Annotated in this window: 10 protein-coding genes; 3 read left to right on the top strand and 7 right to left on the bottom strand. The window is 67.7% G+C overall.

Features of this window, described 5'->3' with window-relative positions:
* Positions 1-4 precede the first annotated feature (4 nt).
* Positions 5-985: an FAD-dependent thymidylate synthase gene (gene thyX / locus ACOOHF_RS02115; RefSeq protein WP_420463183.1), complete on the top strand. Its 981-nt coding sequence runs from the start codon at positions 5-7 to the stop codon at positions 983-985.
* A 37-nt stretch (positions 986-1,022) separates the two neighbouring features.
* Here thyX and ACOOHF_RS02110 read toward each other — a convergent pair whose 3' ends face one another.
* From ACOOHF_RS02110 to ACOOHF_RS02085, 6 genes are all read right to left on the bottom strand, one after another.
* On the bottom strand, positions 1,023-2,762 hold the full coding sequence (locus ACOOHF_RS02110; protein WP_420463182.1) for an Nramp family divalent metal transporter: 1,740 nt from the start codon (positions 2,760-2,762) through the stop codon (positions 1,023-1,025).
* Positions 2,759-3,604 (bottom strand): hypothetical protein, encoded by an 846-nt coding sequence (locus ACOOHF_RS02105; protein WP_419940696.1) that lies wholly within the window; start codon positions 3,602-3,604, stop codon positions 2,759-2,761. The genes ACOOHF_RS02110 and ACOOHF_RS02105 overlap by 4 nt, the downstream gene beginning before the upstream one ends.
* Positions 3,605-3,687: 83 nt before the next feature.
* Positions 3,688-6,210 carry a DNA gyrase subunit A gene (gene gyrA, locus ACOOHF_RS02100; RefSeq protein ID WP_420463181.1) on the bottom strand — a complete coding sequence of 841 codons (2,523 nt, stop codon included), beginning with the start codon at positions 6,208-6,210 and terminating at the stop codon, positions 3,688-3,690.
* A 53-nt stretch (positions 6,211-6,263) separates the two neighbouring features.
* A complete protein-coding gene (locus tag ACOOHF_RS02095) occupies positions 6,264-6,659 on the bottom strand; it encodes a hypothetical protein (protein WP_419936378.1) in 396 nt (131 codons plus the stop codon).
* A gap of 40 nt (positions 6,660-6,699) precedes the next feature.
* Positions 6,700-7,119, bottom strand: a complete 420-nt coding sequence (locus ACOOHF_RS02090; RefSeq protein WP_419936379.1) for a DUF1801 domain-containing protein — start codon at positions 7,117-7,119, stop codon at positions 6,700-6,702.
* Complete coding sequence (locus ACOOHF_RS02085; RefSeq protein WP_419936380.1) at positions 7,116-7,361, bottom strand: FmdB family zinc ribbon protein; 246 nt, start codon at positions 7,359-7,361, stop codon at positions 7,116-7,118. The genes ACOOHF_RS02090 and ACOOHF_RS02085 overlap by 4 nt, the downstream gene beginning before the upstream one ends.
* Positions 7,362-7,577: 216 nt before the next feature.
* Here ACOOHF_RS02085 and ACOOHF_RS02080 point away from each other — a divergent pair, with 216 nt between their 5' ends.
* Positions 7,578-10,388: a hypothetical protein gene (locus ACOOHF_RS02080; protein WP_420463180.1), complete on the top strand. Its 2,811-nt coding sequence runs from the start codon at positions 7,578-7,580 to the stop codon at positions 10,386-10,388.
* A 34-nt stretch (positions 10,389-10,422) separates the two neighbouring features.
* Here the strand turns inward: ACOOHF_RS02080 and rho are convergent, their stop codons facing one another.
* A complete protein-coding gene (gene rho, locus ACOOHF_RS02075; protein ID WP_420463179.1) occupies positions 10,423-11,682 on the bottom strand; it encodes a transcription termination factor Rho in 1,260 nt (419 codons plus the stop codon).
* Between the two features lie 168 nt (positions 11,683-11,850).
* Between rho and ACOOHF_RS02070 the strand changes: the two genes are divergently transcribed.
* The gene (locus ACOOHF_RS02070; protein WP_419165289.1) at positions 11,851-12,204 is read left to right on the top strand and encodes a hypothetical protein; all 354 of its coding nucleotides are present in this window, start codon (positions 11,851-11,853) and stop codon (positions 12,202-12,204) included.
* Positions 12,205-12,206: the final 2 nt, after the last annotated feature.

Raw genomic sequence — 12,206 nt, 5'->3', positions numbered from 1 at the left:
GCCCATGGAGACGAAGAGACCGACGGTCGCAGCGGCCGAGGAGATCCTCGGCGGGTACTTCCCCGTGCTCGACCACGGGTTCGTCGCGCTCGTCGACTACATGGGTTCGGACGCCGACGTAGAGGCAGCCGCCCGCGTGAGCTATGGGGCCGGCACCCGCCGGGTCAGCCAGACACGCGGTCTCGTCCGCTACCTGCGCCGGCACGCCCATACGACGCCGAGCGAGATGGTCGAGTTCAAGTTTCACTGCTCGATGCCGATCTTCGTGGCGCGCCAGTGGATCCGGCACCGCACCGCCTCCGTCAATGAACTCAGCGCCCGGTACAGCCTCCTGCCGCTGCTCTTCTATGAGCCGGACCAGGCGCAGTTCGCCTATCAGAGCAGTCTGAACAACCAGGGGCGGCAGGGAGACCCCGCCCCTCGAGCCCTGTACCGAGGCGCGATCGATCGGTGGGAGCGGCTGCGGATCGAAGCGGCTGACGCGTACGGGTGGCTGCTCTCCGAAGATGTCGCCCGGGAGCTGGCGCGCATCGACTTGCCGCTCTCCACCTACACGCAGTGGTACTGGAAGATCGACCTGCACAACCTGCTTCACTTCCTTCGGCTCAGGGTGGACGCCCATGCGCAGTGGGAGATCCAGGAGTACGGCCGGGTGATGGCGGGGATGCTCGAGCGGGTCGCGCCGCTCAGCTACGAAGCCTGGATCGACTACGAAGTCATGGGTGCGCGCCTGAGTGCGGGAGAACTCGCGATCTTGCGCCACCTGCTTCGTGCCGATGCCGAAGCGGGGTCCATCCACGCCGACGGGATAGCGACCCGCGACGACCTCAAGGCGGCGGGTCTTGCCCCGCGCGAAATCCGTGAACTCATGGACAAGCTGTCGCCGGCGGAGCGGCCCGACTTCTCGCTCGACCTGTCACGGATGCACGCCGCGGAGGAAATGGCCCGGAGAATGGCCGAGGCTACGCCTGATCCCGCGACCTGATTCCGCGACCCGAGTCCGCGCCCTTCGGCGCCGGGTCCTACGCTCGAGCCCCCCTCTTCTCCCCACCCGGGAGTGTGCGGACCGCGAACCAGCCCAGCGCCGCCAGCCACAACGCGTAGAACAGGATCCGGATCGGGTGCAGGGCCAGCGACTCCATGAATCGCGGGTCGACGGCCGCGACGGACATCGCCGTGCGGGATAGCTGTTCGGCGGTGAACCACCCCCAGAGGACGGCGGCCCAAAGCAGGCTCCACCGCTTCCAGGCCGGCGGGCCCAGTTGGGCCGGCAGGCGCCGCACGTTCATGTAGCCGACCACGAGTGTGAACAGGAACATGCTGGTCATCGTGAACGGCCCGGCAATGAGGAGCAGGAAATCGGGCTGGAGCACGTCCAGCCCCTCGCCGCCGATCCACGACGCGGTGATGATCCCCATCGCGGCCAGCACGAAGATCGTCAGGAATACGAGGAAGGTGCGCTTCTGGGTGAAGAAGCGCGTGCGATGCCCGAAGCGTTCGTAGAAGATGCAGCCCGTGATCCGGGTCACCGTGTCGAGGATCGCGAGCTGTGTCGAGAAGATGACGAGCGACCCTCCCAACAGGAACGCGACCCTCAGCCACAGCCCGCCCACGCGCTGGATCGCCTCCCCCTGAAGGGTCACCATCCCGGTCAGGTCTCCCGCCAGACCGGGATTGTCCGTACCGAGCGTTGTGACGACCAGCATGCATGTGATGACGACGCTCAGGAGCGTGAGGAACACGAACGAGACGAGCAGCTCGTGATGTACGATCCTCATCCACCCCCGGAAGCGCCCGAGTGCGGTCGGATCGGCCGCGTCGAAGACGAAACCGGTCGTGCTGATCTCCTCGTTCCGGCCTCGTATTCCGGCGATCCGCCCCTGGAACCTCGCCATCCCGAAGCCCTTGTCGCGCAGCCACAGCGACTGGGCGAGGAGCAGCGTGCCTCCCGTTCCCGCGTACGCCACCGCGAGAATCAGCGTCGGAAACTGGTCCCCCGTGAACAGTTCCGCCGGTGCGCGCCCGAACGAGACCGCGCCCACCGCGAGTTCGAGCAGGTGCGACGGGACGAGGCCGACGACGAGCAGCGTGATCAGGAGCAGCGGAAAGAACCCCGCCACGAGCGCGATCTCCAGGCGCTCGAGGACGTTGTACACGATCCGGGAGACTGCGAGCCCGAACCAGATACAGGCGAGCATGAGGAGCGCCATCGGCTGCCACGCAATGTCCGGCCCGCCGCTGATCACGACGATCTGGCCCACGAACTCGGCGGACTGCGACGCCCAGCCGGGCCAGAAGAAGCTCACCAGCGTCGCGACCAGGAACAGCCACGGCCAGAACCCGAGCCGGTCGAGCCGCGCCATCCCGTTGAAGGTCGACTCGCCCGTGGCGATCGTCCAGCGCTCGATCTCGCCGATGACGACGAACTGCGTGACCACCCCGATCCAGAACAGCCACCAGATGGAGAATCCGTTCGCGGCGACAAGGTTGGGCCACAGCAGAAACTCTCCGCTGCCGAGCCCCATGCCGAGCGCGATGACGGAGGGACCGATGATGTACCTGAGACGGGGAACCCGGGACATCTCCCGCACGAGCTTGAAGGGCGGCCCGTGGCCGCGCCGCGGGAAGGCCCCGCCGTCGGGTGCGTCCGGCAGGGTGCTCTCGTCGAGCGGTTCGTAGACGCCCTCCCTGTAGCGGCGTCCCTCGTCTTCGCTGGACGCGATCGAATCGGGCGGCGGGGAACCGGAACCGGGTTCGTTCAAGGCGCCGGCGGGTCGAAGCGTCCTTCGGGTACCGTCTCGCTCGCGGCGACATCTTCGAAGTACATGAAGCGCTCTCCGTCGTCCATGACTCGCGTCATGGCGAACTGGATGTCGCCCACCTGACGCCAATCGGACCACCAGATGACGTCGCCGGGGGCTTCGGACCGTCCGAGGTGATACTGCCAGGCCGCCATTCGCCCCGACTCGTCGAGAAAGCCCCAGTACTGATCCTCGGTGGTGCCCAGGCCCTGCTCGAAGCTGAGGTGGACCGCCGCGTATTCGCCTCCATCGGAGAGCGTCCGGGTCCCCTCATACGCGAGGTGCACGCCGGGGTCCTCCCACTTGAAGGGCATCACGGCCCAGTACGTATCGTTGATGAAGGCCCCGTACCCCCGCCGCAGAGCGGAGTCGCGCGCGGCACCGGTCAACTCCGTGCCGCCGACCCAGGCGCGGCCGGCGGGAACCTTGCCGAGTTCGGGGTGCTCCTCGACCTCGTTGACGTTGAACAGCAGAACGTACGCGGCGCCTTCCTGTTCGTAGGCGACGCGATATCTCCCGTCGTACCGATCCCAGGCGTGTTCCCGGTTGGCCACCACCTGTCGGTCCCGCTCGACGATCCAGCGAAACGAGAGATAGCGCGTTCGATCCCACGCGTCCCGTCCACCGAGACTTTCCGCCAACTGCGCGGCATACATGGCGGCCGTGTCGCCGGGTGCCGCTTCGCTCCGAGGACTGCCGCCGGACGACGCTCCGTCGCAGCCGCCCAGCAACGGCGACGCGATCGCCAGCCACGCGAGCCGGAGGAACGGCCGCGCGCGAACCGCCTCAACAGGTCTGACCATCCGTCCCTCCCGCCGTGGTGCGTCAACGCGACCGGAAGGTACGCGCGCCGAAAACGGGTGTCGATAACGCACCCGAGATGTGTTCAGAACTCGAACTCCGCCTGCGGCGCGCCATCCGGCGCTGTCCGTTCAGGGGAGGGCGGCGTCCGCGGCTCGTCCGCGGGCGGGGAATCGGTCTGCCCCCGCCGGCCGGAGTGCATCGGGTGCACGGCTTCGACCGCGATGCCCGGGCGCAGGCTGACCGCCGGACGGCCCGCCTCCCGCGGGGCGCGCCGGATCGCGGCCCTCGCCGAGGTCGTCGCCACCGAGCCATCCGACAACTCCCACGCGACCTCGTCCGCGGCGTGTGCCTCGATGAATCCCACCAGATGGCCGGTCCGTTTCCGTTCCGGGAGGATCGTGAATCCCTTCCCGGCCCGCCCTTGCACCCGGAACTCGGTGAAGGGGATCCGCTTTGCGTAGCCCGCCGATGTAGCGACCAGCAGATCGGCGTCCGGCCGAGGGGCCGCGGCGGCCACGACGACGTCGCCGCGGGTGAGTTCGATCGCCTTCACGCCACGGGCCGTACGGCCCATGACGCGGATCGCGGACTCCGGAAAGCGGATCGCCTGGCCGGATCGGGTCGCCAGGAGGAGGTCGCCGCCGCCCTCGGTGATGAAGGCCGCCACGACCTCGTCGCCGCGCGCGATCCGGACCCCGATGATGCCCGCGGCGCGCGCATTGGCATAGTCGGACAGGGCGGAGCGCTTGACCTTCCCCTGTCGCGTGGCGACGACAAGAAACCGGTCCTGAGCGAAGTCTTCGACCGGCAGGACGACGACGATCTCGTCGCCCAGCTCAAGGTCCAGGAACTCCGACAGGTGCCTGCCGCGAGAGCTGCGCGTACCCCGCGGCAGCACGGAGACGGGCAGGGCGTACGCGTGCCCGCGCGCCGTGACCGGCAGGATGGTTTGCCCTCCGCCGGCCAGGAACGCGTGCCGCGCGAAATCGCCTGCCCGGTTCGACAGGGCCTCGGCCCCCGCCAGCCCCCCGCCCGTCGCCGCCGGCTGGGCTTTCACGTAGCCGCCCCGGCTCACGAGCACGAGTTTCATCTCGCCACCGCCGCCCCGGGAGACTCGGAAGGTCGTCCCATCGTCGAGGATCTCGGTCCGCCTGGGGTCCTCGTATCGTCTCGCGAGCTCCCGAAGCTCCTCGCGCAGAAAGCTCCGCCGCGCGCCCTCATCCTCCACGAGCGCGGAGAGGCGCACGATCTCCTCCTGCAGCGCCAGGAGTTCTTCCGCCAGCTTCGTGCGTTCGAGGCCGGTCAACTGGACGAGTCGCATGGCCAGGATCGCGTCGGCCTGCCGCTCGCTCAGCGCGAACTCCGCCAGCAGCCCGCTTCTCGCGGACTCCGCGGTCTTCGATCCGCGGATGATCTCGATCACGCGGTCGATGTCGTCCAGCGCCGCTCGAAGGCCTTCGACGACGTGCGCGCGATCGCGGGCGCGGTCGAGATCGTGCGCCGCGCCGCGGCGGATCACGGAGAGCCGGTGTTCGATCCAGATTCCGAGGGCGGTCTTGAGATCCAGTTCCTCGGGCCGGCCGTCGACGAGGGCGAGGATGATGACGCCGAACGTGTACCGGAGTTGCGTCTTCTTGAACAGCGTGGCGACGACCTTGTCCGGCTTGGCGTCGCGCTTGAGTTCGATGACGAGCCGGATGCCGTCCCGGTCGGACTCGTCTCGGAGGTCCGTGATCGCGTCGGTCTGCCCGGCCCGCACCAGCCGCGTGATCTGTTCGATGACGCGCGTCTTGTTCACTTGGTAGGGGAGTTCGGTGACGATGAGCGAGTCCTTTCCGAACCTCCCCTCCTCCAGATGGATCCGGGCGCGCATGTCGACCCGACCGCGCCCCGTCCGGTAGGCGGACTCGATGCCGGCCCGGCCCCAGATGTAGCCGCCGGTCGGGAAGTCGGGCCCGGGCACGCGGGCGAGCAGTTCGTCCACGCCGCATTCCGGGTTCGCGATGAGGTGATCGACCGCGTCGAGGAGTTCCACCGCATTGTGCGGCGGAACCTTGGTCGCCATCCCGACCGCGATCCCGTCGCTTCCGTTGAGCAGGAGGTGAGGCAACCGGCAGGGGAGCACCGCGGGCTCGGTCAGGCGCCCGTCGAAATTGGGCCGCATGTCGACCGTGTCGCGATCGATGTCCTCGAGCAGATCGACGGCCAGAGGCGTCAGCCGTACTTCCGTGTAGCGGTAGGCGGCGGCCGAATCGCCATCGATCGAGCCGAAATTGCCCTGCCCGTCGATGAGCGGGTAGCGCAGCGAGAAGTCCTGAACCATCCGCACCATCGTATCGTAGACGGCGCCGTCTCCGTGCGGGTGGTACCGGCCGAGTACGTTGCCCACGACGGTCGCGCTCTTCTTGTGCGGGCGCGACGGGTGCAGTCCCTCTTCCCGCATCGCGTAGAGGATCCGGCGATGGACCGGTTTGAGACCGTCGCGCGCATCGGGGAGCGCTCGCTGCACGATGACGCTCATCGAGTAGTCGATGAAAGACTCGCGCATCTCCTGTTCGAGGGCGCGCGGCTCGATCCGCTCGTGCCGCAGGGTGCCTGATGTCACCGCCGTTCCTCCTCTTCCACCTCTGCCACCTCATCCATGGGCCGGGGCGGCCCCTACTCGCACAACAGGTCGGCCGTGGCGCGCTGCGCGTCCGTTGGGTCGGCGGGCATCGCGACCACCAGCGCTCTTCGGTTCGGCGCCTCGGGCAGATGGATCAGCATGGGATCCGACGGGGCCGGATCCGGGGCCGGGGTCGCGAGTCCCTCGGACGAAATCCTGACGAGTCTGCCGGGTTCGATCCGGGAAGCCAGCCACGCCCCGTAGGAAAGCCAGGCCGCCAGCGCGTCGGCTCCCGGCGTCACCCCTTCGACCTCCGACCGGTATCGCGCGACGGCGCGTTCGTAGGCCGCGGCGTCCCGCGCCTTCAGCTCGAGGAGAAGACGCCTGTACCGGGGCTGCACATCTTCCAGGCCGTGCGCGGCCAGCGCCTCGGCGTAGGAATTCGTCATCCGGTCCCCGCCATGGCCCGTCCGTCCCCTCCCCGCACGCTCACGAACCGCTGCCGGCGTAGCGAGTCGAGACCTCTTCCACCGCACGCTCCACGAGTTCGCGGAGCACGTTCAGATCGACGTCATCGAGTCGCTTGATGTAGAGGCAGGACTTGCCGGTCCTGTGCCGGCCCAGCCGCGACAGCAGTTCACCGTGCTTCGCGAACCCCGACATGATGTAGAGTGTGAGCGCGTGCTTCCGCGGCGAGAATCCGGCGAGCGGCCAGTCGCCCTCCCGCCCGCTGGCGTACCGGTAGTGGTAGCTGCCGAAACCGACGATCGAATCCCCCCACATCACCGGCTCCTCGCCGGTCACCCCCTTCATCAGCTCGAGCAGCGCGAGCGCGTCCCCTCGCCTTCGCTCGTTCCCTGCCTTCGCGAGGAAATCCTTGACGCTCGCGTCGTTGGGCCGGGTCTTCAATCGTTGTGGCTGAGCTCGTACTCCCGCTGGGCACGCATGCGCTCGCTCCCGAGTGTCGCATCACGCTTCTTCGCGGCCGCGAGCGATCTCCCCTTCCGGGACTCGGAGTGGACCCGCGGCAGGGAGATGAGCTTCTCGAGATCCTCGCTCTCGCACGAGGTACAGGCCGGCGTCCGCCGACCCAGGACGAGGAGCTCGAACTCATGCATGCATCCGCGGCACCTGTACTCGTATATGGGCATGCATCCTCCGGTTCAGCCGACGAAAGCAGCATGCTGTTCCGGCTCCCCTCGGGCAAGTCGCCGGGCACCCGGTCGGCAGGGGTCGGGGTCGTGGACATCCCCCCCCCCGCCTGCCGCCCCGCGGCCCCGCGCGAGCCGGTCCCGTTTTGACAGAGTCCGATCCCGCGTGGGATAATGGCGGACTACCAATCGATCACGGACCGAGAGAAGGATCACATGCCCGACGCCCCCGGCACGCGCCTCCTTGTAACGATCACGCTGGCGCTCATCGCGCCCTCAATCCCCGCGTCGCCCGCCAGCGCGCAGGAAGGTGCCGCCGAGGCCGTCAGCAACGCCCCCGAGCACCCGCTCCTCCAGGGCTTCCGCTGGAGATCGATCGGCCCCACGGGGCAGGGCGGCCGCGTCGACGATCTCGCGGTCCATCCCACGGACACCCGGATCTTCTACGTGGGGTTCGCGACCGGAGGCCTGTGGAAGACCACGAACAACGGGACCACGTTCGAGTCCATCTTCGACAGCTACGGCACCCACTCGATCGGGGATATCGCGATCGCGCCGTCCGATCCCGACATCCTCTACCTCGGAACCGGTGAGCCCAACAACCGGCAGAGTTCGTCGTTCGGGAACGGGGTGTACCGGAGCCGCGACGGCGGGGCTTCGTTCGACCATGTCGGGCTGCACGAGACGCAGAGCATCGCGCGGGTGCTCGTACACCCGTCGAATCCGGACATCGTGTGGGTGGCCGCGGTCGGCCGTCTGTTCGGGCCGAGTCCCGAGCGCGGCGTCTTCAAGTCCACGGATGGCGGCGGGACGTGGCGACACGTCCTCGCGGTCGACGAGGACACCGGCGCCACGGACCTCGTCATGGACCCGTCGAACGCCGACCTCCTGCTGGCCGCGACCTATGAGCGCCGGCGCACCGTCTGCTGCTTCGTCGGCGGCGGGGCGGGCAGCGGCATCTGGCGGTCGGAGGACGGCGGTGAGAACTGGTCGCGCGTCGAGGGCTCGGGACTCCCCAACGGGACCATGGGGCGCATCGCGCTCGCCATGACGCCGGCCGACCCGGATGTCGTCTACGCGCAGATCGAAGTGGCCGCCGACCGGGAGACGCCGCTCGCCGAGGAGGAAAGCGAAGAGTGGCAGCGGCTCGCGAGAGCGGACTCGCTGCCGCCCGACCCGCAGTGGTCGGGGGTATGGCGCTCCGGAGACAAGGGCCGCTCCTGGGAGTTCCGCAGCAACGAGAACGGGCGCCCCATGTACTTCAGCCAGATCCGGGTCTCGACCGAGGACCCGGACATCGTCTATACGGTGGACCAGCGGGTGGCGAAGTCGCGCGACGGCGGCCGAACGTGGGAGACGCTGGGCGGGTTCGGGCACGTCGACCAGCACGCGGTCTGGGTCAATCCCGACGACCACGACCATCTCCTCATCGGTAACGACGGCTCCGTCGACGTGAGCCGGGACCAGGGGGAGACGTGGGAGGCGCTGCGTCCGTGGGCCGTCGGGCAGCCATACCACGCCTCGGTCGACATGCGCAGGCCCTACCACGTATGCACGGGTCTGCAGGACAACGGAAGCTGGTGCGGACCGAGTTCGGTGCGCTCGGGGCCGATCCTGTCGCAGGACTGGTATCGCGTCGGGGGCGGAGACGGATTCTACACCCAGGTCGACCCGACCGACGCCGCGATCGTGTTCTCGGAATCGCAGAACGGCCGTATCCGACGGGTCGACCTGCGCACCGGGGAGTCCCGGTCGATCACGCCGCGCGCCCCCAGCGAAGACAATCCGGAGAACACGAACATCGTCCCCGCACCGCCGGTGGACACCGAAATCCGCTGGAACTGGAACACTCCGTTCCTCCTCTCACCGCACAACCCGCGGACCCTGCACGCCGGAGGCAACCGCTTCTTCACCTCACGCGACCGCGGCGAGACGTGGACGATGAGCCCGGATCTCACGAAGGACATCGACCGGGACGCCGAGGTCGTGATGGGCGTGGCGAACACGGTCCCCCGCTGCTCGCAGTTCGACCGGGGAGTGGAATGCAATCCGTCGCGGAACGACGGGGTGTCCATGTGGAGCAGCCTCACGTCGATCACCGAGTCGCCGATCGTGCCGGGAGTTCTCTGGGCCGGGAGCGATGACGGGAACATCCAGGTGAGCCGGGACGGCGGCGCGACCTGGACGGAGGTGAGCCGGAACCTCCCCGACGGGACGACGCGCCACTACGTCTCCCGCGTCGAGGCCTCGCATGTGGATCCCGCGACCGCCTACATCTCGATCGACGGACACAAGAACGACGACCTCCGGCCCCATGTCTACGTGACGCGGGACTACGGCCGCTCATGGACCAGCATCAGTTCCGACCTGCCGTCGTTCGGCAACGTGAACACGATCCGCCAGGATCCGCGCAACCCGCGGCTGCTCTACGCCGGGACGGAGTTCGGCTTCTTCGTCTCTCTGGATGAGGGCGGGACGTGGCACGACTTCATGCCCGACCTGCCGGTCGTGCGGATCGATGACGTACTCGTCCACCCGCGGGAGAACGACCTCGTCCTCGCGACGCACGGCCGCAGCATCTACGTGCTCGATGATGTCACGCCCCTGCAGGCGCTGGACGACGACGTGCTGGCGAAGGAATCGCACCTCTTCGAGCCGCGCCCGGCCGTGCGCTGGAAGAATGAGATCCAGCGCAGCCGCTCGGTCACGGGTAACAAGAACTGGGTGGGAGAGAACGCGCCGGCCGGCACGGCGATCCAGTACTACCTGTCCGCTCCGGCCGACGTCTCGATCGAGATCTCGGACGTCACGTCGGGAGAGGTCGTGCGGGAACTCGAGGGGACCGGAAACGCCGGCCTCAACCGCGTGCAATGGAACCTTCGCACGAACCCGGCCCCCGAGAGCCCCGTGCAGACCCTCGGACCGCCGGTCGATCCCGGCACCTACCGGGTGACGCTGACGGCGGGAGGTGCGACACACACCGCCCTCGTCGAGGTGCTGGAGGACCGCTGGCTGAGGGCCCCGTAGCGGCGGGAGCGGTTGCCGGACTGGCTGCCCCGAGCTAGCTGCCGGCGGCCATCGAGTCGAGGAACTCCTGGTTGGTGTCCGTGCGTCGCATCCGTTCGATCATGAACTGAATCGCCTCGGCCGGCGGCATGTCCGACAGGAAGTTCCGCAGCAGGTACATGCGATTGAGTTCGACCTCATTGAGGAGGAGTTCCTCCTTGCGGGTACTCGAGCGGTTGAGGTCGATGGCCGGATAGATCCGCTTGTCCGATATCTGACGGTCCAGCAGCACCTCGCTGTTGCCGGTGCCCTTGAACTCCTCGAAGATGACCTCATCCATCCGGCTCCCCGTCTCGATCAGCGCGGTCGCGATGATCGTGAGGCTCCCGCCTTCCTCGATGTTCCGTGCCGCCCCGAAGAAGCGCTTCGGTTTGTGGAGCGCGTTCGCGTCCACGCCGCCCGAGAGGATCTTCCCGGAGTGGGGTACCGTCGTGTTGTAGGCGCGGGCCAGCCGCGTGATGGAATCGAGCAGGATCACGACGTCGTGCTGGTACTCCACCAGCCGCTTCGCCTTCTCGATGACCATCTCCGCGACCTGCGTATGGCGGTCGGGCGGCTCGTCGAAGGTCGAGGAGATGATCTCGGCCGGGACGTTCTCCTCCATGTCCGTGACCTCTTCGGGCCTCTCGTCGATGAGAAGCACGATCACCTTCGCGTCCGGCTGGTTCGCGACGATGGCGTTCGCGATCTTCTGGAGGAGGATCGTCTTCCCGGCCTTCGGCGGAGACACGATCAGGCTCCGCTGCCCCCTCCCGATGGGCGCGATGAGATCGAGAATCCGCATCGACACATCGCCGTCCTCGCTCTCGAGAACGAGCCTCTCCTCGGGGTAGCGGGGCCGCAGGTTGTCGAATGCGATGCGGTGTTTCGCCTTGTCCGGATCCACGCCGTTGAGCGTCTCCACCTTGAGGAGGGCGAGATACCTCTCTCCTTCCTTCGGCGGCCGGACCCGGCCCTGGATCGTGTCTCCCGTCCGCATGTCGAAACGTTTGATCTGCGAGGGGGAGACGTAGATGTCATCCGGCCCGTACAGATAGTTCCAGTCCTGGCTCCGGAGGAATCCGTAGCCTTCCGGCAGGATCTCGAGTACGCCCTCGCCGCGGAGGACGACATCCGAATCGAGCAGGTTCTGCTCGATTCGGAAGATCAGGTCCTGCTTGCGAAGACCCGAGAAGTTGAGAAGGTCGAGTTCTTCGGCCAGGTCATGAAGCTCGCCGATCGACTTCGATTTGAGTTCGGCGATATCCAACGCCATCCTCCGGAAGAGAGAGTGGGAGCGTGAGTGAGCCGGATTGCGGTCGTGAGGTACTGCCGGCAGCTACAGCCAGGGGATGTGGTCCGGGGCGGACCTGACGACCATAATGGGGCCGCCTGACAGGGTCAAGCGACCGCCCGCAAGTCAACTCTCACCGTCGAGCGCCCGATGGCCAGACACAATCGCGAGGGAAGAGGACTCGACCAGCTCGGCAATCTGTGGCGTATAAGCTATCAGCCGGACTGGTTCCGGCTGTTGAAGTTGTCGTGCCCGGTACCGGGGGGACGCCGCTCCTCCCGCACGCTGTGCCGGAACCCGGCCCGCGCGGCGGACGCCGAGCCGGGTCGCGCCATCCGTACGCGGATCACGGCGGCGGATGGATCCGTCGATGTCGCCGTGTCGCTCGAGGACCGCGACCAGGTCGTCGATCACATCGTCATCGCCGTCCGGCGAAGGCGTGGCCGTACGACCGAACTCCTGAAGTTCGCCGTGCATGGCGCGCTGCCGAGCCGGAGAAGCTGACG

The sequence above is a fragment of the Candidatus Palauibacter sp. genome (assembly GCF_965216145.1).
GTDB lineage: Bacteria > Gemmatimonadota > Gemmatimonadetes > Palauibacterales > Palauibacteraceae > Palauibacter.
Note: the sequence above shows the minus strand (reverse complement) of the source record. Positions and strands in the feature narration are given on the sequence as shown.